Source organism: Hyphomonas sp. FCG-A18, from assembly GCF_045287255.1.
Taxonomy (GTDB): Bacteria; Pseudomonadota; Alphaproteobacteria; order Caulobacterales; family Hyphomonadaceae; genus Henriciella.
Genome location: NZ_CP137142.1, coordinates 2,310,791 through 2,333,089 on the forward strand (window position 1 = coordinate 2,310,791; position 22,299 = coordinate 2,333,089).

Below are 22,299 nucleotides of genomic sequence, written 5' to 3' on the forward strand. Positions count from 1 at the left end.
TCTAGTGTGCGTGGCCGTCGCCAAATGCGTCTTTTTCGAGTTGTGCTTTCAATGTGAAAGCGCCCTCGGAAACGTATTGATCGCCTTCGCTGAGTCCGGATCGAATTATTGTCTGCCCGCCGATTTCGGGCCCTGTCGAAACAGCGCGCGGTTCAAACCCATCCGAAGTCGGAACAAATACGCTCACACGTTCTTCAACAGACACAATGGCCGTCGATGGCACCTGTAATCTTGCTTCGCCAGCGCCTGTGATAATTTCTGCGGTGACGAACTGGCCCGGCTGCATGCGATTGTCTGAATTGTCGACGATCATGCGCGCTGTCGCGGTTCTTGAGGTTTCGTCAATTGATGGCAGAACCGTGGCGATAACTCCTTCAATAAGAAGTGCGCCGGTCTCCGATTTGAGGACCACTTTGGCTCCGGGCCGGACCGATCCAGCATGTTGTTTGTAAACAGCGATATCTGCCCACAAGACGCTATCGTCGACAATCGTAAAGAGCGCTGGGGCATTCGGGTCGTCCCCGGACACGGCCGCACCAAGAGTGGCTGTCCGTATGGCGATAACGCCACCAATTGGCGCGCTCACACTAATGTTTGCGAGCGAACCGTCCGGAGCCTCAGCCAGATTTTGTAACTCTCTATCCGTGACACCTACGGCGTGAAGCTTGTTCTCAATGCCTGTGAGGCTTGCGCGAGCTGCCACTGATGCTGCGCGCGCTGACTGTAAATCAGCTTCAGAGGTGATGCGGTCAGCAAACAGTGTTTCTTCGCGCGCTAACGCTTGGTCGGCGAGATCCACTGCGGTTACCGCCGAAAGGTATTCGGCTTTCAAGTCGGCGAGCTCGCGACTGGAAATGACCGCAAGCGTTGTGCCTCTGGAGACTTTGTCGCCTTCTGTTGCCGTTACACGAACGATACGCCCGCTCAGCCGTGGGGTAACGGCAGCAATGCGATCAGCATCAAATCGAAGTTCTGCCGGTAGATTTATCGACTGTCGAAGAACTGCTTTTTCAAGACGTGAAACGACGATGCCTGCTTCTAACGCCTGCGCGGGTGTGAGTTCAACATGATCTGAGTGTTCATCATCGCCGTGATCGTGATCGGCATGATCTGAGGGATCGTCTTCCACATGATCGTGAGGGTCGTCGTCATCGTGATCGTCGTGATCATCGTGATCATCGTGATCATCGTGATCGTCGTGATCATCATGGTCATGCGCATCAGTGCTCGTGGACTGCGCGCTCACATCCCCGGCAGCATCATTACCGCATGCGACAAGTGGAAGTGCAGCTAGAATTACTGCTAACAAATGGACTTTGGGTGTCATCGGATTTCTCCATTAAAAGGGGCGGCCCCGATAAGGGCGCGCAGGCGCATATCTGCACTTTGTAAGGCGAGCTCTGCTTCAATCATTGCGGCCCTTGTTTCGAGGAGCGCAACGCGGGCATCTAGGGTGGTGGTGAGATCAAAACGGCCGATTTCATAGCCGCGCAAAGCTGCGTCATAAGCTTCTTGAGCGGCCGGGAGCGCATCACTATTCAAGATGTTGAGTCTTGTTTGTGCAGCTTTACGCGCAGCTATGGCCGCCCGTTGTCTCGCCAGAAGGTTTTGCTCCGCAGTGACCCGATTCAACGCGGCAGCATCACCGCGCAATGAAGCAGCGCGTGCAGCGTCTCGTCCTTTATCAAACAAGGGAAGCGGTACGCTAATTCCTGCGATGAAAGCTTGATCTCCAGAATCCTCAAAATGTCGTAGGCCGGCAGATACGGTGATGTCTGGTATTGCAGAACTTGCAGCTAAATCACGTTCCGCTTGGCGCGCCCGGACTGCGGCATCTGCTGCATCAAGTGCTGGATGAGAGAGTTCAGTCGTTTGAGAGTCTGAGCTTTGTATAGCGCCAATAGGTTGAGGTAACGCGAAGTTTGGATCTGCGCTGCCCCACAGAAGCGCCAAGGCGAAGCGCAGTTGATCGACGTTGGCGTCTGCATTAGCGACGTTTGCACGTAATCCGGCTGCATCAGCGCGTGCACGTGCGAGTTCCGGGGGAGCGGCTGCGCCAGCATTGACCCGGCGCTCAACCGTTTGCGAAAGCTCGTCAGCCAAACTTGCGCTTTCCAGAGCGAGGTCACGAAATTGCATAGCCGCGACCAGTTCTGCAAAAAGCAATGAGGCTTCAAGCTCTGTCTCGCGCAGAATGACCTCACATTCAGCGCTCGCTAGAGCCTGCTGCGCTCTGGCTGCACGCTCGCCGTGGAGACGTTTGCCACCAAGTCGAAAAGTCTGCTCAACTGCGAATGTGGTTTCAGTTTGATCAAAACCCGAGAGTGGCCCGGTGCCTGAAAAGTTCTCTAGTTCAAGTGCGAGGCTCGGGTTCAAACGGCGCCCGACCTGGTCTGCTTCGGCACTTAAGGCGCGCGCTTCCAAGCCGGCTGCGCGTGCAGAAGGTGAAGCGCGTCGTATCTCGTTAATTGCGGCAGCCAGTGTTAACGGCTCGCCGGGAATCAAGACCGAAGCTCGCTCTGGTCCTGTTTGGCAAGGTGAGGCGTTTGCACCAGCTGCGAACGCGCTGAATGCGAGGGCCGACAAAGCGCCCCTGAAATACAAATGCATAGGAGTGAGTCCTTAAGCTGATCCAAAAGTTGCGTATCGCTGATCGCGACGCGTCATTGTGCTTTGGATTAAGCTCGAGGAGGGCGGAAGAGCGTTCCGGGGAGGTATGAGTCAAGATTCTCGGAAAGGGTACTCAATCGTGTCGTTTTACTCAGGCAAGCGAAAGTTTCCTGCGCCTGATCCAATCGAAGGATATATTGCAAGCAGGGCCCACAGTGATGTGCGTGATGGTCATGATCACCGTGATCAGGTTGATCACGATCTGACTGATCTGAGCTATGATCAATTTCACAAGAAATTTCGACCGTAGACTCGACGTGCCCAGCTTCGGCCATCGGCGCGTACAGGAATACACATGCAACAATCATTGCAGTTATCAGCCTGATGGCAACAGAAGAAACCGAGAATTGCATATTTGGCGTGTACTAAAACTTCATCATGTATTCGTTAAGCTCGTAGGACAGATTAAGAGCACCTATTTTTATTCCTAATGCCTACAGTGACTGTAGGGTCAAGCCAAAACTTACATGGGCGCGATACGTTCGTGCGATTCATTCGTGCAAGTTTCGTGATCGCCTAGCGCCACCATAACTTGGCACGTGCCGATTATACCGCCAGCACAACTCGATATCATGCGCCTCAACTCGCCTTCCAGGGATTTTAGCTGACCGATGCGCTTACGAACGTCCGCAAGCTGACGCTTCGCAATTGCATCGACAGCCGAGCAATCTTCACCAGGTTCAGACTGAAGCTGAATCAATTCTCTGATGGCATCCATCGGAAACCCCAGATCTCTGGCATGGCGTATGAAGGACAATCGCTGAACCGAATCTTCGCCATATAGGCGCTGACCGCTCTCACTACGATCAGGAACTCCCATAAGCCCAATAGACTCATAATAACGAATTGTCGTGACCTTCACCCCTCCGGCCTTCGACAACCGTCCGATGGTCATTGGTTTCATGATTTTCTCCAAATTGCGCTTGCCTCTACAGCGGCTGTAGACTGTAGAGGTAAAGAAATCGAGATGAAAGAAAGTTGAATCGTCATGTCCGGGTGTTGTGAAGAAAAGTCATTTGATGGGGCTTCATCGGCTTACCGTCGAGCCTTGTATGCTGTGATTGCAATAAACGCGATCATGTTCATCGTTGAGATGACAGCCGGCCTCATGTCCGGCTCACAAGCGCTTAAAGCTGATGCACTGGATTTTGGCGGTGACACAGCGACTTATGCCCTGAGTCTAATGGTCATAGGCGCGAGTGTTCGAACGCGCGCGCTTGCATCGCTCGTTAAGGGTGCATCTCTGGCGATTATTGCTTTTGCTGTTCTTGCAATGACGATTTATCGGGTTTTGAATGGCGCTTCACCAGAACCGGGAACGATGGGTCTGATCGGATTTATTGCCTTATTGGCGAATCTAACCAGTGTTTTTATCCTGCTTCGCTGGCGCGATGGTGACAGCAATGTTCGTTCGGTTTGGCTTTGCTCGCGTAATGATGCCATCGGGAATGTGGGCGTCATAATTGCCGGAGGGATGGTAGCTGTTATTGGGTCCGCTTGGCCCGATCTGGTTGTTGCTGTTTTATTGGCGAGCCTTTTTCTAAAATCGGCGAGCGCGATCACACTCCAGGCTACGCGCGAGTTGAGAGCAGATCGAGAAATTCGAACTCAGCAAACATCGACAGCATCATGAAGTTACGCGTTCCTCCCGTGGTGCAGGTTTTGCTGTGTGGCGCTTTGGGTTGGGGGGTGGCGGCTCTATTTCCAACACCTCAATTTGGCGGATCGTGGCGCTTATTCTTCGCGGCTTTTGTCTCCGGCATAGGCGCGATTTCGCTGACGCTTGCGGTGAGCGCTTTTGTTCGTGCGAAAACAACGGTGAACCAACTCGACCCCGGAAGCGCTGAAAAGCTCGTAACATCTGGACTATTTCGGTTCAGCAGAAATCCAATGTATCTCGCAATGCTTCTGGTCCTGACAGGGTGGGTGATCTGGCTCGGAGCTTGGTCAGCAATTCTTGCGCCCGCATTGTTCATCTGGATCATGACTGCATTCCAGATCAAACCCGAGGAGCGCTCTCTCCAACTCAAGTTTGGTGATCAGTTCACACTGTACCGCACGCGCACCCGGCGGTGGATATGATAAATCCTGATATGGCTTCCACGCTTTCGATAGTCGCTTTTGTGCTGTCATTTGGCGGCGGAGCGTTACTGATCACGTTGGCATTAGTCGGAAAGATCAAGAAAAGTTTCGAGTTTTTTCCTCCGCCCAGCAAAGATAGCTGGCAGCACACGACATTCATCAGCCTATTCAGATTGTTTGTTTATTCGTTGATCGCCTTGTCGGTGCTCAGGTTTGAGCATTCGAATGAATGGGGCCGTATAATTGTCGGGTCTGTGTTGCTCGTAACTGGGTTCTGCTTGGCCTTTTTTATCACATTTCAGATGGGCTGGAGGAACGCCTTCGGCGAAAAGCGAGGGTTGCAAACGACAGGCTGGTTTCGAATTAGTCGAAATCCCGTCTATGTCGCCACATGGGTAGGTCTGCTCGGTTGGGGGACTGTTGTTCCCGATATTCTGGTCATCACTGCGCTCATGCTTTGGGCAATCATGTATCTGATGGCGCCATTCCTTGAGGAGCCCTGGCTCGAGAAGCAATATGGGGATGACTACCGGACATATCGGCGATCGACTCCGCGTTTTCTCGGAGTGCTTTGATGTTGAGCACGCTCGCACGTCACGCGCACATCCCCTTAGGTGCGATACTTGTAGTGTTTGGAATATGGACTTTTACCGACCCAGCCGTTCTGCACCATTATCGCGTCGATACCTCACAACCGAATGCGCGAATTGCACTAAGGGCTATAATTGGGGGCGGAGAATTAGGGCTAGGCTTTACCCTCGCGGCGGGCAAGTTTTTGAAGTTGGATCGAAGAACCCTGAACTTTATTGCAGCGATTGTTTTTTTGTCGGTGGGCTTATGCAGACTTTTAGCTGCTTTTTTGGAGCCATATTCATTAGTGGGAATTCAGCCATGGCGAGAGGGGGTAGTTGAGCTTCTACTCAGCGCTGCAGCTTTACTCGGATATTTAAGTGCGGATGAATATCCAAATTGATTTAGGAATTTACTCCGTCAGAATATCCGTTTCTTGGCAGCCACAAAGTTCTAATTCCTTGGAAGAGGCCGCCCTTGGAATAGCGTTATTCATCGAACGGGCTATTTGTTGGGTGCCGCGAACATTTAACCGATTAATTTTGATGTCTGAGCGCTGGAGTGAACGAATTGTCCCATCGCCAACGTATTCGACATTCCAGCGTTTCTATTACTCGCAGTTGCTTTGAAATCATAAAATTCTTCTCATCAGCTTGGCCCATTCTGACAAAATTCCAATTCTAAATTGTAAATACTGATACGCCACTTCGTTAAAAGTCATGCAAAATGCCGCTTCAAACGCAACGACGGCTTCTCAACAAAATGCCATGATATACCGGCCATCAGGATAAATAGCGGTGTAGATACGAGCATGATTTCAAATGGTCCAAGCCCCGGTATCAAGAAGAGTGCCGCCTGAATGATTGGATAGTGCCAAATGTAAATTCCATAGGAATAGTCTGGTAATCTGAGCAAAGGCTTGAAGGTTCGCTTTGAAAGGCCGAGGCGCAACATAACGCCTGTGAGACTCAGCGTGGCGAGGATTTCTCCTACAGGGCCGTTGCCGAAAATAAGAAAGAGCACAAAGATCGCCAAGACCGACCACCAAGACGGATGCCGCGCGGGTGGGAAATGCCACAGGACCATGCCTAAAAGAAAACAGAAGGAGAGGCGAAGGAGCGCAAGCAAACTCGCTGGAAGCTCGACGGGATCTATAATGAGCGGCAATGTGATATAGAGGATGGTGACGCCTACCCACATCGCCAGCGTCGTAGCTAAGCGTTTTGCCAATCCAACAGCAAACGCCAAAGCTGCGAGTATGTATGCTATAATTTCAAACCGTATTGTCCAAAGTGGCCCATTGAAGTCTTCTTCAAGATTACCCGCGAATATGCCGCCTGGTGCGCCTTCGGGATCTCCCATCAGCAGAACCCGCATGACGTAAGCCCATGTCTCTGCAGCCATGAGATTGGAGAATCCGCCCGGCTTTGAGAAAACGGGTGAAAATACAAGGCCAAACGACAGCATTACCACAATGAGAGCTGGAAAAATGCGCAAGAGCCTAGATTGGGTATAAGACCGCAAATCATTTCGTGTGGCGAGGCTCTTCATAATGAGAAGCCCGGACAGAACGAAAAAGCCGTTTACGGCCATATAGCCGCCAGTCCATTGATGAATACGGAAAGGTTCATAGCCTGTCGTCATAAGCCAGAAATGCCCAAGCGCGACAAAGCCCGCGAGAATCCACCGTATTGGCGTCAGATGATTGTCCTGAAACAAAGGGTCGCTATCGCGTGATGTCGGTGCAAGCAGAGAGGACAGCATTACTTTGATGCCAGTGTCCGCCGACGACGTTTCAGTGCGCTGCGTAGACGTAGAGTAATTAGAATCAAACCGGAAAAGAAGAAAATAACGGAGATGGCCGCTGTCGCTTTAATCCACCAACTATTAAAATTTTCCCGTGAGCTCCAATCCATAACATGAAGTCCCCACATGAAATCAAATGTCCGCCAAAGGCCCGTTCTCACAGCTTTTACGTCACCCGTTCGGGCATCAATATAAAAAGTGGCTTTATCCGGTTTATCGAAATTGACCTGCCAAACAGGCCCGGTTCGCCCATACTCTCGTGGCGAACCAGTTTCGAACAGAATGCTTTGGCCGATGCTGCCAGCGCCCGAGTATGCAGCGAGTGCCATACGGTTGGCTTGAATTTCATCAAGGAGAGCCATTGGGTCCCCCGTTTCGGCATTCAGGACCAAATCTTCACCTTGGGTCTTAGTGACATAGACGAGTTGATCGCCGACCCTTCGCAAAGTTACGGCCTCCGCAGCAGGGACGCTCTGCAAAACCGCTGCGGGCGTTATTACGCGCTCTTTGATCTGAAGCGGCATAGGGGCGACATCTGCACGCAGATGCGTTCCTCGCACATCATCAATTGGGAATAGGGTCATGAAGAGACCCGATACGAGCCAGAGACAAAGCTGAATACCGATTGCGATACCCAACCAAAGATGCAGTTTTCGTATAAATAAATTTAGCTGACCAATCGTCATCCGAGCCTCCCCGCTTGAAAGACGAGCCGCCACAATTTCGAGGCGGCTCGCAAAGTCTTAGTGATCCATCATGCCATCGAGGCAATCAGCACCGTCCGCGCCCGTGTTGCAGATCGCCATGATCCGATAGGAGCCGTCTCGGCCCTTTTTGACCATGAACGCAACCTCATCGCCTTCGGAGAAGCCCGAGAGGTCGATATCGCCCATAATGTCGAAACCCATGGTCATGGCGCTCATTTCAATGCCGCCGCTAAATGGGCCGTGGTCGATGGTCAGGAAGTCTCCCTGGGCACCAACAGAGCGGATTGTGCCCGTCGCGTGGCCAGTACCGTTCTCTGAATGGTCCATTTTGTGATCACCATGATCCATGCCGTCCTTGCTCGTCATGTCCATAGCTTTGTCGGCGACCGGCGTCGCAGGGCTGGCTGCTTCATTTGTATCGCCGCAAGCTGCAACACTGAATGCGAGGAAGCTAGCGGTGATTAGGGAAATAGGTTTCATGTTGGATCTCCTTCTGGTTCAGGTAAGTGTGTTTGCGCGGCTTTGGGTTTGCTTCCGGCGCGCGCGGAAAGCTGGAATCCGGTCCGGATGTAATAGATGGCCGGAATAACAATCAGGGTCAGGACGAGCGTTGACGCCATCCCACCGATCATTGGAAGGGCGATACGGCGCATGACGTCCGAGCCAAGCCCGTCAGTCAGGAAAATGGGCGCTAGGCCTGCGAAGATCGTTGTGACGGTCATCAGCTTCGGGCGCACGCGCATGGCGGCGCCTTTGCTGATGGCGGCGTAAAGGTCTTCTCGGGTCTTCGGCTCCGCTTTGCGCACTTCACTGTCAATATAGAGAAGCATGATGACAGCGGTTTCCACAGCAATACCGCCAAGCGCGATAAATCCAACGGCAACAGCGACAGAAAGGTTGTAACCTGCCAGCCAGACAGCCCAGAGACCGCCTATCAGGCCGAACGGCAGGCTCGCCATGATGATTAGCGTGCGGTCCAGCCGCCCGAAGTGCAGCATCAGCAAAAGGAAAATTAGCGCGACTGCTGCTGGAATAGCGATCTGCAAACGTTCGCTGGCCTCTTCCATTTGTTCATACTGGCCGGAAAATTCTACGGCATAGCCGGGCGGTAACTCAACAGCTTTAGCCACAGCCGCGCGCGCGTCATTCACATAACCACCCATGTCGCGACCCTCGATATCGACGAACACCCAGCCGGTAAGCCGCGCATTTTCTGAACGGATCATGGGAGGACCTTCGGCGTAAGCGATCGTCGCCAGTTCAGAGAGTGGAATATGTGCGCCTGACGGTGTTGGAACGAGGATATCTTCCAAGTCTGACGGTGTCTCACGATAAGGCCGATCATAGCGCAGGATGATGTCATAGCGTTCGCGGCCCTCGACAGACTGAGATAGCCGCATACCGCCAAGCGCGGTCTGCACGACCGTCTGAAACGCACCCATATCGATGTTACGGCGGGCAAGTTCGGTTCGGTCTGGTGTGATCTCCAAATATTTACCGCCAAGGACGCGATCAGCAAAAGCTGATCGGGTGCCGGGAATGTCTGTAACCACAGACTCGATATCTCGAGCGATAGCTTCAATTTCAGCCAGGCTATCGCCTGTCACCTTAATCCCGATAGGTGTGCGTACGCCGGTCGAGACCATGTCCATGCGGATCTTGATGGGATATCCCCAGGAATTAACAAGACCCGGCATTTGCAAGCGTTGGTCGAGGTCGGCGATAATATCGTCTATGGTTACGCCTGCTCGCCATTGTTCCTTGGGCTTAAGTTTAATCCATGTTTCGATCATGGTGAGAGGAGCGGGATCTGTCGCCGTATCAGCGCGACCCGCCTTGCCGAATACGTTTTCCACTTCCGGAACGGATACAATAACGCGGTTGGTCTGGCCGAGGATTTCGCGCATCTTTGTGGCCGAAACGCCTGGAAGCGTCGTTGGCATATATAAGAGTTCGCCCTCGTACAGCGCTGGCATGAACTCGGATCCGATTCGCTGCATCGGGATGATCACACTTGCAGTCAGCGCTATGGCGAGCGCGACCGTCACCCACTTAAAACGCAATGCCGCATGCAGGATCGGTTTATAAACCCAGACGAAAAAGGCGTTGAGCGGATTGGCCTCTTCGCGCCGAAACTTACCCCGCATCAGATAGAGCATCAGCACAGGTACGAGCGTGACAGAAAGGATGGCAGCAAACGCCATGGCATAGGTCTTGGTGAAAGCAAGCGGCGAAAACAACCGGTAGCTTTCACCTGTGAGCGCGAATACAGGGAGGAAAGAGACCGTGATGATGAGGAGGGAAAAGAAAATCCCGGGGCCGACTTCCTGAGCCGCTTCCAGCAGTGCTGCACGGCGAGCAGAAGGGCTGGGCTTATCCTCAAACTCTGACAATCTCCGACTGGCGTTTTCGACAAGGACAATTGAAGCGTCCACCATTGCGCCGATGGCGATAGCGATGCCTCCAAGCGACATGATATTCGCTGTGACGCCTTGGAACGACATGATCATGAAGGCACCGAGAACCCCGAGTGGCAGGGTGATGATGGCGACTAGTGACGACCGCACATGAAGAAGGAAAATCAGGATTACCAGCGCGACCGCGATGCCTTCTTCGACGAGCTTGTGCTGGAGGTAGTCAACTGACCCTTCGATTAAGGGCGCGCGGTCATAGACGGTGATGATTTCGACACCGTCAGGAAGGCCACGCTGCAAGTCTGCGAGTTTGGCTTTTACGCGCTCAATGACCTGCAAGGCATTTTCGCCGTCTCGCATGACCACGATGCCGGCGACCGTCTCGCCTTCTCCGTTCAGTTCTACAATGCCGCGACGGAGTGCCGGGCCTTCAACAATACGGGCAACATCGCGCAGCAAGACGGGGGTTCCGTCAGCAGCATAAATCACAACTTCTTCGAGATCAGACCGCTCATCAACATAGCCTGATGACCGGATAACGAATTCGCTTTCGGCCTGTTCGATGACGCGGCCTCCAACCTCGCTTGAGGCTGCGCGGACGGCATCGCGGATCCGCGCAATCGAGATGTCGAAACTGCGCAGACGGTTCGGGTCGATGAAAATCTGATACTCGCGAACGAACCCGCCAACAGAGGCGACTTCGGCGACACCATCTACGCCGGCCAGTTCCAGCGACAGGAACCAGTCCTGTAGAGAACGAAGTTCGGCGAGGTCTGTGTTGCCACTCTTGTCGACCAGGGCATACTGATAAACCCATCCGACGCCTGTCGCATCAGGTCCGATCTGGGGTGTTGCGCCGTCGGGGAGTTCTGAACCGAGCCGGGACAGCGCTTCCAACACGCGTGAGCGCGCCCAGTAAAGATCAACGTCATCCTCAAAAATGACGTAAACGAAACTTGTTCCGAACATGGACGACCCGCGCACATCTTTGGTGCGCGGCAAGCCAAGAAGGTTCGTGGATAGCGGATAGGTAACAAGATCTTCCACGATTTGCGGGCTTTGACCCGGGAAGTCCGTGCGAATTATGACTTGCGTATCGGTAAGATCAGGAACAGCATCAAGCGGTGTGCGATCGACAGCAATCCAGCCTGCTACGGCAAGAGCGGCGGCAAGGACGAGAACGATGAGTTGGTTTGAGATGGACCAGTTGATGAGTCCCGCAACCCATGACTTTGATGGATCGCGCCCGGCAAGGTTGTGCTTAGAATCGTCAGTCATCGCCACCTCCTATCGATGTCCCGCATGGGGATCGACTGGGCGACGCTCGGTATTGTCGGCATCCATGCCAGCCATTGGATCTGGCCACAAAATGATGTCTGCCTGACTGTCACCATACGGATTGCGCGGCGTGCCGCCTTGCTGCACCCAGAGACGGCCCGATGCGGTGTCTCGGAAAAGCGTCAAGCCAGCTTCTCGGTAATGCACCGGCGCGCCTTCAATCAGCCAGGGTTCTAGAGCTTGCATTAAACGAGAAAGCTCGTTCGCAAGCTGATCTCCTTCCCGGGCATTCTTCGCTGCCCGCAATGCGACTTCTGCATTTTCCAGAACCGGAACGAGCTGAGTGTCTGCAAATCGCGTGCGAAGTGCTTCGCCAAGCGCGAGGGCCGGGTCCACAAAATATGGATCAATCCTATACTCGTCTGTAAGCGCCTCGTGGAAATAGAGCGCCATATCGGTAAAATGATCGATCTCAGCTAACGTTGTTACATCGACTGGCAATTGCGAGAGCGGGGTATCCGGACCAGCCTCCATGGCAGGCGGTGCCTGTAGCTTGGAGAAGCCTTCTCTCAGGTTCACTTCGCTGTCGAGCATGAACTGGCCGCTTGCGACGACCTGTTCGCCGGGCGTCAGACCCGCAATGATTTCAGTGCGGCCATTTGCGCTGACGCCGGTTCGCACAGCGCGTCCGGCGAAGCGACCTTCACCGAGTGCTACAATGACATGCGCGCCGCGACTGTCGCGCAAAACCGCTTCAATCGGAACTGATAGGCGCGTTCCACCGCCAAGGTCCATCGCTATGTCCGCATAGGCACCGGGACGCAGATAGCCGGCAGCATTGTCGACTTCTATGCGCACCTGCGCGGTGCGGGTCTTTGGATCGATCGTTGGGTAGATATAGTCCACTTTACCTTCTGCAGGCGCTTCTGGCGCACTGGGGAAACTTAGACGTACAGCAAGGCCAGTGTCGATTAGCGGTAGATCGCTCTCGGGGATTGATGCCATAACCCACACGCCCGAGTAAGACTGTAGACGAAGAATTGGTGTGCCTGGCTTGATGTAATCTCCTTCGCGCACTTGAAGCTCCGCGACTGTCCCCCCAGCTTCTGCGTAAACCGGAACACGCTCAATCACTTCTCGGTTCTGCGTCAGGCGCTCTATCGCAGCGGTTTGCATGCCAAGCGACCGAAGACGCTGTCTTACAGCCGCAATTCGGTTATCGTTGCCGATCAAAAGAGAGTTCAGATAGTCTTTTTGCGCAGCAATTAGGCTAGGGCTGTAGACGCGGTAGAGCAGCGCGCCGGGACGCACGGTATCGCCCTCGGCGCGGACCGTCAGGTCCTCGATCCAGCCTTCGAGCCGCGAGACGGCGACGTTTTCGAGGCGCTCATTGGTCTCGACCACACCGAAAGCGCGCAGCGTCTCGCCGAATTCAGTCACTTCTGCCCCAGCAGTCCGTATGCCCATGGTTTGAATCATTTCCGGCGCAACGGCGATGGAGCCATCGCCCTGCGCCGCGTCCGCATCACCGCTAACCGGCACCAGGTCCATGCCGCAGATCGGGCAGGACCCGTCTGGATCGGTGGAGATGTAGTGCGGGTGCATCGGGCAGGTGTACTGCGCGGCCTCAACCGAGGCGGCAGCGGCCTGACTTTCAGCCGGTGTTTCAGTCGTGCGGATGCCCGGATTGTCACTGCAGGCCGCCAGAAGCGTTGCTGTCGCCGAGGTGAGAAGCAGTATTGAGTGTTTCATGGAGTCACCAGAAGCGCGTTCATGCGCGCGATCGCAGCGGCCCGGCGAGCCTTTTCTGTAGCGATGTCTGCGCGGAGTTTGAGAATGGCGAGTTCGCCGTCGATAATCGGCGCATAGTCACCAACGCCTGACTCATAGATTGTTAGCTGGGCGGCAATCTCGTCTTCAACAGCAGCGATATTGCGCTGAAGAACGGCGATATTGTCCTCCGCGGCGCGCCAGGCTGCGGCTTCGGCGGCATAGCGGGCAGCAGCGCTTCTGGCGGCGGCCTGATAACGCATCTCTGCGCTTGCACGATCAGCCCTTGCGGCGCGCAGGCGTGGCACCTGACTGCGTTCTGCCCAGAGCGGCACAGTGAACGTCACCATGCCCGAAACCCAGTCATCACCCCCGAAGTTCGCACCGGAGTCGCGCTGCTGATAAGTGAGCTGCGCCCCCCAGTTCGGTCGCCAGTTTGCCTTCGCGCCGTCTACGGAATAATCCGCTACTGCAATACCTGCATCAGCGACACGGACGGCCAGAAACGCCATGGCGTCTCCCGACCAATCGACAGGCGCTACAGGTGGCGCCGGCGTCGCAGGAACGACGCCCACAAGATCAATCAGGCGCGCATTAATTTCTGCATCCTGGCGATCAAGATCGACAAAAACGCGCGCAACGCCTGCGCGTTCAGCTTCAATTTCAGCAAGCCGGAAGACCGCAGGACGCCCGGCATCGATTTCGGATTCGACGACGCCAGTCAGCTCGTTATATTTACCATTGCGTTGACGCGCGAGATCCCTCTGCCGTTCGATGCGTCGCTTCTCATAGAGCAGCGCGATCAGTTCACCACGCAGTGTCGCAAGCTGGGCAGCGCGGATGCGGTCCGTCTGTTCCGCCATCGCTCTCGCTTCACCGGCACGCGCATCGCGGCCACCGCGATTGGGAAAGTCCTGCCGCACGCCGACCACCTTATTTGTGGGCAGAAAGTCAGAGAAGGACGGATCGAAAATCGGGAAGTTATTGATGCCGACCGAGACAACGGGGTCAGGTAAGGCGGTCGCAGCGTTTCCGCGCTCACGCGACGCCTCCGCCTGAAAGGTGAGCGCAGTTAGCGAGGGATGATCAGAAAGGCGGGCTTCCAGTTCCTCGAAGGCCAAACCTTCGGTGGGCTGCGCAAAAGCCAACGAGCCGGGCAGAGCACAGACGAGAAGCGCGGACGCAAGCCAGATTTTGAATGTAGTGGGCATGGAGAAGCACCGGGTTGATTAAACGGAAAACAGCAAGAACCGCGTGCAAACGCGGGCGCTGCCCGATCAGATCAACAGGCGCTGTTTGAGAGTAATGGGGGTATGGTGAAGGAGCGGCGGATCACCTGGCGGCCCGGTCTTGAACTCGACGGGCTTGTGTTCGAACCCGGTAAAGTGGGACGCAAGCGTAACAAGTGGAATCTCAGAAGTGGTCTGCGTCAGCAGAGCGCCGTCATTGACTGTATGGGCCTGCATGATCGCCGCGTCGCAATCAAAACAGCCGGGGCAATCATCAGGATTGCGCTCGCTATCTATTGCATCGCTCTTCGTCTCATTGGAGGGCGGCATCTCGGTGTGACAAGATGGAGTATCAATCCGCGCATCCTCGACAGCCTGACCGCCATGCCCCAATAAACAGCACGCCATAACAGGTCGCGCGACAGTAGCGGCAACAAAGACTAAAATCAGAAGGCGTGTCAGTTTTAGCATATAGGGGCAGAGTTTACTCTTATTGTCCTAACAAACAAATACTTCGAACGAGTATCCACGAAACTCATTTCTTGCGACCGCCCAAAACCGCTACGAGCTCTTCAACTTTCTCACGCCTAGCCTCGACGTCATCGCTTTTCAAAGCTTGATCAACACATGTCTGGAGGTGATCGTCGAGCACGATTTTTTCTAAACCAGAAAGCGCCGCCTTGATCGCCTGCATCTGTCGCACAACGTCAATACAGTACCGATCCTGATCAATCATACGAGAAACGCCGCGCACCTGACCTTCAATACGAGCGAGGCGCTTGAGCGCAGAGTCTTTGGTGTCAGTTTTCATTGTCATATACCCTATACTGGGTATATATAGGAATTGATCTGTAGAAACTAGAGGCTTCAATGAAATTTTCTATAATCGCAACTGCACTGGCGGTCTTTTTAGTGTTTTCGGCCCCTGCATCCGCTCACACCACAATTGTAGCTTCGAATATCGAGGATGGCGTCAGCTTCGAAGCAGCACCCGAAGTCTTTGAGTTTTCGTTTGGCGCCGATGTCGGTCTGGCCGAAGTAGAACTCGAGACCCTGGCCGGAAATGCGGTGGACGTCGCGTTTGAGCGTCGTCGTCAGATGGGTAAGGATTTTTCCGTACCGCTACCGACACTTGAACCAGGAACCTATGTTCTGAAATGGCGGGCGGTTGCTAAAGACGGTCATGTCATGCGAGGCGAGATTGACTTTACTGTAACAGGCTAAGCCCTTGCTCGGGCTCCTATCGCTCGCTGTGAAGGCCGGACTTTATTTCGGCGCGCTTGGGTCTACCGGGCTAGCTTTGCACGCACTTCTTTTGGGAACCTCGCATCGTAGATGGATAATAGGTCTTGCGTTGGTTCTCGCTATGGCTGTCACGGGCCGTTTGCTTTTGCTGAATGCCGAACTGACTGGCGGTCTTCAGCATAGTTTTGATTTCAGCATGTTCGATTGGGTCTGGGCGCCGAACCGGATGCAAGTCCTTACCTATATTATCGGGGCAAGTTTGCTTGCATTATCTGCTATCTTTGACTTGCGCATTCTTTTGGCCGTTGGCGTTGCCGCTGTCTTTGCCGGAGCGGGCCTTGGCGGACACACGCATGGCCTTGAAGCGCCAGGGATCAATCCATTTCTCGTTTCTGTGCATGTCGCGATAGCGGCATTTTGGGCGACCGCGCCATTTGTGTTGTGGCCTCAAGAAAAAGTTTCAGACGCGGTACTTTTAAACCGCATGGGGCGGTTCAGCCGCGTCGCTGTCTGGTGTATTCCATTGCTTTTTGTGAGTGGTCTATGGCTCGCTTGGCGGCTTTCTGGATCTTTGGACGCTCTAATCGGAGAGACTTACGGGCAATTGCTCTTGTTGAAACTCTTGCTAGCTTGTTGCGCGCTCGCCATAGGCGCGTTTAACAAGTTACGGGTGACCGAACTCTTGAGGGATCGGACAGGTAAAGGCCGAGAATGTCTCCGAACCACACTGGCGCTTGATTATTTGTTGTTCTCGGCGATTGTTTTCGTGATTGCAGCAGCGACCACGCTCACAGGTCCAGGATAAAGCTAACACTTTTTACCCCAAGAGAAGCGCCTTGATCGGCATCCAGAGCCCCATCGCGATCATGACAAGGTTTTCCGTCAATGAGACAAAACCGAGTGGAACGTTTGAATTCCCGCCCACACAGGCGCATTTCAAATCCCGCTTGTCTATATAGACAGCTTTGTAGACAGACACAGCCCCGACGGTGCCGATAAAGAGAGCGATTGGCGAGCCGATAAGCCCGAGAACGCCCCCTGCGACCATCAGAACGCCTGCTGCAGCTTCCGCAAATGGGTAGAAATAGCCGTATCCAACACGGCGCTGCGCAAGAAGGTCATAGTTCAGAAACATGGTCGAAAAGCTCTCGACATCCTTCAGCTTCTGAAGCGCAAGCAGTGTCATCGCGAAGGCTGCGAAAAATTCAATCGTGCGGACGGACAGAACAGAGCCGCGGAAGAACCACATGGCTGCGAGTGCCAACATTGCACTGACGGCAAAGATCATCAGGACAGGCGTGTAGGTTTTCTTGTCGCTGTCTTTCTCAAAAGACGTCAGCTTCGCACGGAGATCTTCATAGCCGCCAACCCGCTCGCCCGCGATGAAGGTTTGGGGCGTGGTCCTGACACCATGCTTTTCCTTGAAGGCGTCAGTTTCTTCGCGCGTGGTTAGGTGGTGGTCTTCGACTTCGTAACCTTTACGCTCCAGTAGCCATTTCGATTTGAGGCCGTAGGGGCAGAGATGGTTTTCCATGACCATGCGGTAAAGCACGGCGGTCTTTTTGGTTTGGTCCAACATTAACGTTCCTCGCTCACTTTTGATCCAGACGGTTCTTGGAGAGCAAGCGTTCCTTCAAACTCCGGTACGGGCCGAGAGGCCGCCTCGGCTTCAGAGGTCACTGGGCCGTTCTTGGCAATGTCAGCGATCAGCCAGTCCATTTCCTTGATCTCACGGCGTTGGGCCCTGATGATGTCATCGGCGAGTGCACGGACACGAACATCTTCGATCCCGGCGCGTTCGCTCGTCAAAATAGCTATTGAGTGGTGCGGGATCATAGCTTTCATCCATGCCTTATCGCCAACTGTTGCCTGACTGCGAACAAGCCAGAGGGAGAGCAGAAAGACAACAATTCCGCCGCCGAAAATGGCCAAATTAATCTTTTTATCCTCGTACATATTCAGCATGAAGCTCAGCATGATGACGGCCATCGCACCGCCCATCAGAAGTGCCATATAGAAGCGCGTTTCACTCCAGCGGATATGTTCAAATGCGTAGGTGTTCAGATACATCAGGCCTAGCATGACAAGCGTCGATGTGCTGATCATTGCTGCGAAACGCCAGTAAGTGTTCTTCATTTCCATGTCTGGTTCCTTCTCATACGGGGTATGGGTATATAACAGCGGCCCGCCTAAATGGTTCCCGGGTCTAATAATCAGGGACTTTGAACAGCATCTCGCATGAGAAGGAAAATGAGAGAGGCGGAGCACGAGATCAGAAGAAATCCGTTGAGAGATTCTAGGCCAGCCAGAAAACGCAAATGTCCGGTAGGATAGATGTCGCCTAGACCTAAAGAGGTAAAGTTTACCAGCGAGAAATAGAATATATCCATGAAATCAAAAGGTCGGGTCTGCCCTTGAAATCCTCCGAGGTTTAAGACAGCCGCGACGCGGAACCCAAACGAATAAATCAGTGCTTCAAAGATATGTGCGAAACCAGCGCCGGTGATGCCTCCGACGACATGGAAATTGCCAGGGAGAGCAGCGCCAGTCAGTCTTCTATGTAGCTGAGTTAAAGCAATATAGTGAAAGCTGCTGACAATGAAAAAAAGGATGAAACCGATCATGATCGCGTAAATCAATGATCGTCTCCATGCGGTGTCGCTTCGACTTGCTTGTCGCGATAGTTTGAGAGGTAAAACTTCTCAAATCCGAATACGACCACCATTCCGACGAACGCAATCATAATAATCAGCGGGTCACTCTGTGCTTTCAAGACAAGGAACGCGGCAAGCGCTGCAGCATCGAGACAGATTGCACTGATCAGAATGAACGGATTTGCCCCGACATCTTTACGCATATGGCGCAGCACGCCCCAATGGATAATGATATCCATAACTAGATAAAAAATGGCGCCGAGCGACGCGATGCGGCCGAGATCAAAAAACGCCGCCAGCACACCTGCTGCTATTACAGTATAAACCAGCGTGTGCCTTTGAACGTCGCCCGGCATACCGAAATGGCTATGCGGAATGATCTTCATGTCTGTCAGCATGGCGAGCATGCGCGAAACGGCGAACACACTCGCTAGCAGCCCCGACGCCGTTGCAATTATGGCGATTGCAACAGTAAACCAGACGCCATACTCGCCAAGTGCCGGGCGTGCGGCTTCGGCCAGAGCATAGTCTTTCGCTTCGACAATTTCGGGGATTGTGAGTGTTGAGCCCACCGCAAAACAGACCAGAATGTACACGACGGCGCAGATTGCGAGCGAAAACATAATTGCGCGCCCGACATTCTTCTCCGGTGATTTTACTTCATCGCCGCTGTTGGTGATGGTGGTGAAGCCTTTATAGGCGAGGATCGCCAGCGCAACACCCGCCATAAATCCGCCGACTGATGTTTGTTCGCCGGGCGCCGAACTTTGACCCGGCTGAAAAGAGAATCCGGCTGCATACAGTGCGATCAGCGCGAAAACCAGGATGCCTCCAATCTTCAGCGCCGCTGTGATTTTCGAGACGCTTCCGATCACCTCATTGCCTGCTATGTTGATCAGAAATGCTGTAAAGATCAGCCCGATCGCGAGGATCGGCACGAGTATCCCACCTTCAACTCCGAACAGTTGAAGCGTATACGTTCCGAAAGTCCGCGCGACGAGGCTTTCATTGATAATCATCGAAAACGCCATCAGCAGCGCCGCGCCGCCAGTAACCGTCGTCGGGCCATAAGCTTTTTTCAAAATCATCGCGATCCCGCCCGCGGACGGATACTTATTCGAAACCTTGATGTAAGTATAAGCACTAAACGCGCTGATGACGGCAGCGAGCATGAAGGCTGCTGGAAACAGTGTTCCAGAAAACTCTGCAACTTGGCCAGTCAGTGCAAATATACCAGCCCCGATCATGACGCCAGTGCCCATGGCTACTGTGCCCGCAAGTGTAAGGCTGCCCTTTTTGTAGTCGGATTTCAAAATATACCCCCTCAGCCTATTACAGCCTTAATGCCCGCAATCGCAAAGCGTTCCCGATGACCGACACGGATGACAGACTCATGGCCGCTGCTGCGATCATCGGGCTGAGCAGCAGTCCGAAAATCGGATACAGCACGCCTGCTGCAACGGGGACGCCGAGCGAATTGTAGATAAAGGCAAAAAACAGATTCTCGCGGATGTTGCGCATCGTTGCGCGGCTAAGCTCGCGGGCTTTCGCGACGCCGAGCAGGTCGCCTTTTACCAGCGTCACCCCGGCGCTTTCCATAGCGACATCCGTACCGGTGCCCATCGCGATACCAACATCGGCTTGGGCAAGCGCAGGCGCGTCATTAATGCCGTCGCCAGCCATGGCGACACGCGCGCCGCTCGCCCGAAGCTCCGAAACAATCCGGTGCTTGTCTTCAGGGGAGACGTCCGCATGAACTTCGTCAATGCCGACTTTCGCCGCAACGGCTTTCGCTGTGGTTTCATTGTCGCCTGTCAGCATGACAACTTTCAAACCCTGAGCATGAAGCCGGCGAATAGCTTCGGGTGTTGTGCCCTTGATCGGGTCTGCGACGCCGATCAGTCCGGCAAAAACGCCATCGACGGCGACAAACATGACAGTCTGTCCTTCTGCGCGGTATTGATCTGCCGATTGGCCAGATGCTTCCGACCATGCGTTGATCCGCTTCATCATTTTTGAATTGCCGATAGCAACTTGCTGTCCGTCAACATTTGCCTGCGCGCCTTCGCCGGTGACTGATTCAAATTCAGTTGCAACTTTGCGCGGTGCATTTCTGTCTTCGGCGCCCCTCACAATTGCCTCAGCAAGAGGATGCTCGCTTGATCTTTCGACAGCCGCGACAAGACCCAAAAGCGTTTGTTCATCAAATGCTTTAGCAGACTGCACGAGAACGAGTTCGGGGCGACCGAGCGTCAACGTACCCGTCTTATCGACGACGACCGTGTCGACCTTTTCGAAGGTTTCGAGTGCTTCGGCATTCTTGATCAGAACGCCATTGGACGCGCCTTTACCGGTGCCAACCATAATCGACATCGGTGTCGCAAGGCCCAAGGCGCACGGGCACGCAATAATCAGAACGGCCACCGCGTTGACCAGAGCGAAAGCCAAGGCCGGGTCCGGCCCGAATAATGACCAGACAAGGAAGGTTAGTATGGCGATGATGATGACAGCCGGTACGAACCAGCCGGACACGGTGTCGACAAGACGCTGGATCGGCGCCCGTGAGCGCTGTGCTGCCGCCACCATCTGCACAATTTGCGATAGCAGCGTATCTTCGCCGACATGAGTCGCTTCCATCACAAGCGAGCCAGTTCCATTGACTGTGCCGCCCGTCACGCGGTCGCCTTCCGTCTTATCGGCGGGAACTGGCTCGCCAGTCACCATGGACTCATCGACAGCCGAGCGGCCTTCAAGGACCTCGCCGTCCACGGGGACCTTTTCACCGGGTCGAACGCGCAGGCGATCGCCGGGGCGGACCTCCGCAAGATCAACTTCTTCCTCTGATCCATCATCGGTAATCCTGCGGGCGGTTGGCGGTGCGAGCTCCAGCAAGGCGCGAATGGCACCCGAAGTTGCACTGCGGGCGCGCAGCTCCAGCACCTGTCCGAGAAGCACCAAGGTCACGATGGCAGCGGCCGCTTCAAAATAGACGGCGACGGTTCCGCCATGCCCACGAAAAGAGTCCGGGAACAATCCAGGCGCGAAGGCTGCAACCAGCGAATAGACATAGGCCACACCAACGCCCATCGCGATCAAAGTGAACATGTTCAGACTGCGGCGTTTGACGGACTGCCATCCGCGAACAAAGAACGGCCAGCCGGCCCAGAGGACGACCGGCGTTGCAAGGGCGGCCTGAAACCAGACCCCGAACGTAGGATTGACCAGATTTCCGAGCGGATTGCCCGGAATCATCTCAGCCATTACGAACGCGACCAGCGGCACTGACAGAACGAGCCCGACCCAGAACCGCCTTGTCATATCATCAAGTTCGGACGTGTCTTCTTCGGCGGTGACAGTTTCCGGTTCGAGGGACATGCCGCAGATGGGGCAGCCCACATTTGACGTTTCGCGCACTTGCGGATGCATGGGGCAGGTCCAGACCGTGCCGGAGTAATCCGAAGGGATATGGTCATTGTCTTCGTCAGGCGCGGCCGCAGCTGAATGGCAATGATCGCCGTGATGATTGTGATGGGAGTGGTTGTGCTCAGTCATATCTGGGGCTCAAGAAATGACAGCCGCACCCACTTAATTCGGGTGCGGCGGTCTGTTGAAGTCAGGAAGATTTATTGAAGCGATTGTAGAGCGGTACGAACACCAGAGCGATGTACCAACCATAGAGGTAGGACTCGACAAGTCCTATCCCGAAACCAATCGGGGTCAGGAATTCAAAACCGGGCAATAGATCTTCCCAAGCGCCGTGCATATGCAGAGACGGAGGCATGACCAATCCCCAGCCAATGCAGATTAGAAACGTAATTGCGAGAAACAGGGACATTGCGTGTCCTACAGATGCGATTTTCATTTTTCATCTCCT

General features: G+C 54.2%; 23 protein-coding genes. 7 read left to right on the top strand and 16 right to left on the bottom strand.

All coding sequences use genetic code 11. The annotated features are described in order from the left end of the window. Position 1: 1 nt before the first annotated feature. The 3 genes from RYZ27_RS11470 to RYZ27_RS11480 form a co-directional block, all read right to left on the bottom strand. On the bottom strand, positions 2 to 1,327 hold the full coding sequence (locus RYZ27_RS11470; protein ID WP_406679649.1) for an efflux RND transporter periplasmic adaptor subunit: 1,326 nt from the start codon (positions 1,325 to 1,327) through the stop codon (positions 2 to 4). Beyond that, on the bottom strand, positions 1,324 to 2,610 hold the full coding sequence (locus RYZ27_RS11475) for a TolC family protein (RefSeq protein WP_406679650.1): 1,287 nt from the start codon (positions 2,608 to 2,610) through the stop codon (positions 1,324 to 1,326). Before RYZ27_RS11475 ends, RYZ27_RS11470 begins: the two co-directional genes overlap by 4 nt. A gap of 523 nt (positions 2,611 to 3,133) precedes the next feature. Beyond that, positions 3,134 to 3,574: a helix-turn-helix domain-containing protein gene (locus tag RYZ27_RS11480; RefSeq protein WP_406679651.1), complete on the bottom strand. Its 441-nt coding sequence runs from the start codon at positions 3,572 to 3,574 to the stop codon at positions 3,134 to 3,136. Positions 3,575 to 3,658: 84 nt separating this feature from the next. Between RYZ27_RS11480 and RYZ27_RS11485 the strand changes: the two genes are divergently transcribed. The 4 genes from RYZ27_RS11485 to RYZ27_RS11500 are packed head-to-tail and all read left to right on the top strand — an operon-like array spanning position 3,659 to position 5,725. Further along, positions 3,659 to 4,303, top strand: coding sequence for a cation transporter (locus RYZ27_RS11485; RefSeq protein WP_406679652.1), 645 nt, complete (start codon positions 3,659 to 3,661; stop codon positions 4,301 to 4,303). Further along, positions 4,300 to 4,752: a methyltransferase family protein gene (locus tag RYZ27_RS11490; protein WP_406679653.1), complete on the top strand. Its 453-nt coding sequence runs from the start codon at positions 4,300 to 4,302 to the stop codon at positions 4,750 to 4,752. The genes RYZ27_RS11485 and RYZ27_RS11490 overlap by 4 nt, the downstream gene beginning before the upstream one ends. 11 nt (positions 4,753 to 4,763) lie before the next feature. Continuing rightward, complete coding sequence (locus tag RYZ27_RS11495) at positions 4,764 to 5,327, top strand: methyltransferase family protein (RefSeq protein ID WP_406679654.1); 564 nt, start codon at positions 4,764 to 4,766, stop codon at positions 5,325 to 5,327. Then, complete coding sequence (locus RYZ27_RS11500; RefSeq protein ID WP_406679655.1) at positions 5,327 to 5,725, top strand: hypothetical protein; 399 nt, start codon at positions 5,327 to 5,329, stop codon at positions 5,723 to 5,725. Before RYZ27_RS11495 ends, RYZ27_RS11500 begins: the two co-directional genes overlap by 1 nt. 314 nt (positions 5,726 to 6,039) lie before the next feature. Here RYZ27_RS11500 and RYZ27_RS11505 read toward each other — a convergent pair whose 3' ends face one another. The 6 genes from RYZ27_RS11505 to RYZ27_RS11530 are packed head-to-tail and all read right to left on the bottom strand — an operon-like array spanning position 6,040 to position 14,508. Next, positions 6,040 to 7,041 (bottom strand): acyltransferase family protein, encoded by a 1,002-nt coding sequence (locus RYZ27_RS11505; RefSeq protein ID WP_406679656.1) that lies wholly within the window; start codon positions 7,039 to 7,041, stop codon positions 6,040 to 6,042. A gap of 44 nt (positions 7,042 to 7,085) precedes the next feature. Further along, complete coding sequence (locus RYZ27_RS11510; RefSeq protein WP_406679657.1) at positions 7,086 to 7,814, bottom strand: PepSY domain-containing protein; 729 nt, start codon at positions 7,812 to 7,814, stop codon at positions 7,086 to 7,088. A gap of 57 nt (positions 7,815 to 7,871) precedes the next feature. Next, the gene (locus RYZ27_RS11515) at positions 7,872 to 8,315 is read right to left on the bottom strand and encodes a copper-binding protein (RefSeq protein ID WP_406679658.1); all 444 of its coding nucleotides are present in this window, start codon (positions 8,313 to 8,315) and stop codon (positions 7,872 to 7,874) included. Beyond that, entirely contained in the window at positions 8,312 to 11,527 is a 3,216-nt protein-coding gene (locus tag RYZ27_RS11520) for an efflux RND transporter permease subunit (RefSeq protein WP_406679659.1), read from the bottom strand. The genes RYZ27_RS11515 and RYZ27_RS11520 overlap by 4 nt, the downstream gene beginning before the upstream one ends. A gap of 9 nt (positions 11,528 to 11,536) precedes the next feature. Then, complete coding sequence (locus RYZ27_RS11525; RefSeq protein WP_406679660.1) at positions 11,537 to 13,279, bottom strand: efflux RND transporter periplasmic adaptor subunit; 1,743 nt, start codon at positions 13,277 to 13,279, stop codon at positions 11,537 to 11,539. Then, positions 13,276 to 14,508, bottom strand: coding sequence for a TolC family protein (locus RYZ27_RS11530; RefSeq protein ID WP_406679661.1), 1,233 nt, complete (start codon positions 14,506 to 14,508; stop codon positions 13,276 to 13,278). Before RYZ27_RS11530 ends, RYZ27_RS11525 begins: the two co-directional genes overlap by 4 nt. 102 nt (positions 14,509 to 14,610) lie before the next feature. On the opposite strand from RYZ27_RS11530, the gene RYZ27_RS11535 reads away from it, so the two are divergent. Further along, entirely contained in the window at positions 14,611 to 14,922 is a 312-nt protein-coding gene (locus RYZ27_RS11535) for a hypothetical protein (protein ID WP_406679662.1), read from the top strand. Positions 14,923 to 15,061: 139 nt separating this feature from the next. Here the strand turns inward: RYZ27_RS11535 and RYZ27_RS11540 are convergent, their stop codons facing one another. Further along, positions 15,062 to 15,337, bottom strand: a complete 276-nt coding sequence (locus tag RYZ27_RS11540; protein ID WP_406679663.1) for a metal-sensitive transcriptional regulator — start codon at positions 15,335 to 15,337, stop codon at positions 15,062 to 15,064. 59 nt (positions 15,338 to 15,396) lie between these two features. Between RYZ27_RS11540 and RYZ27_RS11545 the strand changes: the two genes are divergently transcribed. Together RYZ27_RS11545 and RYZ27_RS11550 are read left to right on the top strand one after the other, a co-directional pair. Then, complete coding sequence (locus tag RYZ27_RS11545; protein WP_406679664.1) at positions 15,397 to 15,750, top strand: copper resistance protein CopC; 354 nt, start codon at positions 15,397 to 15,399, stop codon at positions 15,748 to 15,750. A gap of 142 nt (positions 15,751 to 15,892) precedes the next feature. Then, positions 15,893 to 16,576 carry a CopD family protein gene (locus RYZ27_RS11550; protein WP_406679665.1) on the top strand — a complete coding sequence of 228 codons (684 nt, stop codon included), beginning with the start codon at positions 15,893 to 15,895 and terminating at the stop codon, positions 16,574 to 16,576. A 12-nt stretch (positions 16,577 to 16,588) separates the two neighbouring features. Here RYZ27_RS11550 and RYZ27_RS11555 read toward each other — a convergent pair whose 3' ends face one another. The 6 genes from RYZ27_RS11555 to RYZ27_RS11580 all read right to left on the bottom strand — a co-directional run bounded on the left by RYZ27_RS11555 (position 16,589) and on the right by RYZ27_RS11580 (position 22,287). Continuing rightward, a complete protein-coding gene (locus tag RYZ27_RS11555; protein WP_406679666.1) occupies positions 16,589 to 17,350 on the bottom strand; it encodes a glutaredoxin family protein in 762 nt (253 codons plus the stop codon). Next, complete coding sequence (locus tag RYZ27_RS11560; RefSeq protein ID WP_406679667.1) at positions 17,350 to 17,913, bottom strand: DUF305 domain-containing protein; 564 nt, start codon at positions 17,911 to 17,913, stop codon at positions 17,350 to 17,352. The genes RYZ27_RS11555 and RYZ27_RS11560 overlap by 1 nt, the downstream gene beginning before the upstream one ends. Before the next feature lie 71 nt (positions 17,914 to 17,984). Further along, positions 17,985 to 18,395 (bottom strand): ion channel, encoded by a 411-nt coding sequence (locus RYZ27_RS11565; RefSeq protein WP_406679668.1) that lies wholly within the window; start codon positions 18,393 to 18,395, stop codon positions 17,985 to 17,987. 11 nt (positions 18,396 to 18,406) lie between these two features. Then, positions 18,407 to 19,687: an APC family permease gene (locus RYZ27_RS11570; RefSeq protein ID WP_406681783.1), complete on the bottom strand. Its 1,281-nt coding sequence runs from the start codon at positions 19,685 to 19,687 to the stop codon at positions 18,407 to 18,409. A 70-nt stretch (positions 19,688 to 19,757) separates the two neighbouring features. Then, positions 19,758 to 21,977 (bottom strand): copper-transporting P-type ATPase, encoded by a 2,220-nt coding sequence (locus RYZ27_RS11575; protein WP_406679669.1) that lies wholly within the window; start codon positions 21,975 to 21,977, stop codon positions 19,758 to 19,760. 61 nt (positions 21,978 to 22,038) lie between these two features. Continuing rightward, positions 22,039 to 22,287, bottom strand: coding sequence for a DUF5676 family membrane protein (locus tag RYZ27_RS11580; protein WP_406679670.1), 249 nt, complete (start codon positions 22,285 to 22,287; stop codon positions 22,039 to 22,041). Positions 22,288 to 22,299 lie beyond the last annotated feature (12 nt).

Bases quoted from the DNA above. Each gene is read 5' to 3' on its own strand.
- RYZ27_RS11470 (WP_406679649.1), bottom strand. From the start codon at position 1,327: ATGACACCCAAAGTCCATTTGTTAGCAGTAATTCTAGCTGCACTTCCA.
- RYZ27_RS11475 (WP_406679650.1), bottom strand. From the start codon at position 2,610: ATGCATTTGTATTTCAGGGGCGCTTTGTCGGCCCTCGCATTCAGCGCG.
- RYZ27_RS11480 (WP_406679651.1), bottom strand. From the start codon at position 3,574: ATGAAACCAATGACCATCGGACGGTTGTCGAAGGCCGGAGGGGTGAAG.
- RYZ27_RS11485 (WP_406679652.1), top strand. From the start codon at position 3,659: ATGTCCGGGTGTTGTGAAGAAAAGTCATTTGATGGGGCTTCATCGGCT.
- RYZ27_RS11490 (WP_406679653.1), top strand. From the start codon at position 4,300: ATGAAGTTACGCGTTCCTCCCGTGGTGCAGGTTTTGCTGTGTGGCGCT.
- RYZ27_RS11495 (WP_406679654.1), top strand. From the start codon at position 4,764: ATGGCTTCCACGCTTTCGATAGTCGCTTTTGTGCTGTCATTTGGCGGC.
- RYZ27_RS11500 (WP_406679655.1), top strand. From the start codon at position 5,327: ATGTTGAGCACGCTCGCACGTCACGCGCACATCCCCTTAGGTGCGATA.
- RYZ27_RS11510 (WP_406679657.1), bottom strand. From the start codon at position 7,814: ATGACGATTGGTCAGCTAAATTTATTTATACGAAAACTGCATCTTTGG.
- RYZ27_RS11515 (WP_406679658.1), bottom strand. From the start codon at position 8,315: ATGAAACCTATTTCCCTAATCACCGCTAGCTTCCTCGCATTCAGTGTT.
- RYZ27_RS11520 (WP_406679659.1), bottom strand. From the start codon at position 11,527: ATGACTGACGATTCTAAGCACAACCTTGCCGGGCGCGATCCATCAAAG.
- RYZ27_RS11525 (WP_406679660.1), bottom strand. From the start codon at position 13,279: ATGAAACACTCAATACTGCTTCTCACCTCGGCGACAGCAACGCTTCTG.
- RYZ27_RS11530 (WP_406679661.1), bottom strand. From the start codon at position 14,508: ATGCCCACTACATTCAAAATCTGGCTTGCGTCCGCGCTTCTCGTCTGT.
- RYZ27_RS11535 (WP_406679662.1), top strand. From the start codon at position 14,611: ATGGTGAAGGAGCGGCGGATCACCTGGCGGCCCGGTCTTGAACTCGAC.
- RYZ27_RS11540 (WP_406679663.1), bottom strand. From the start codon at position 15,337: ATGAAAACTGACACCAAAGACTCTGCGCTCAAGCGCCTCGCTCGTATT.
- RYZ27_RS11545 (WP_406679664.1), top strand. From the start codon at position 15,397: ATGAAATTTTCTATAATCGCAACTGCACTGGCGGTCTTTTTAGTGTTT.
- RYZ27_RS11550 (WP_406679665.1), top strand. From the start codon at position 15,893: ATGGCTGTCACGGGCCGTTTGCTTTTGCTGAATGCCGAACTGACTGGC.
- RYZ27_RS11555 (WP_406679666.1), bottom strand. From the start codon at position 17,350: ATGTTGGACCAAACCAAAAAGACCGCCGTGCTTTACCGCATGGTCATG.
- RYZ27_RS11560 (WP_406679667.1), bottom strand. From the start codon at position 17,913: ATGGAAATGAAGAACACTTACTGGCGTTTCGCAGCAATGATCAGCACA.
- RYZ27_RS11565 (WP_406679668.1), bottom strand. From the start codon at position 18,395: ATGATCGGTTTCATCCTTTTTTTCATTGTCAGCAGCTTTCACTATATT.
- RYZ27_RS11570 (WP_406681783.1), bottom strand. From the start codon at position 19,687: ATGGGCACTGGCGTCATGATCGGGGCTGGTATATTTGCACTGACTGGC.
- RYZ27_RS11575 (WP_406679669.1), bottom strand. From the start codon at position 21,977: ATGACTGAGCACAACCACTCCCATCACAATCATCACGGCGATCATTGC.
- RYZ27_RS11580 (WP_406679670.1), bottom strand. From the start codon at position 22,287: ATGAAAATCGCATCTGTAGGACACGCAATGTCCCTGTTTCTCGCAATT.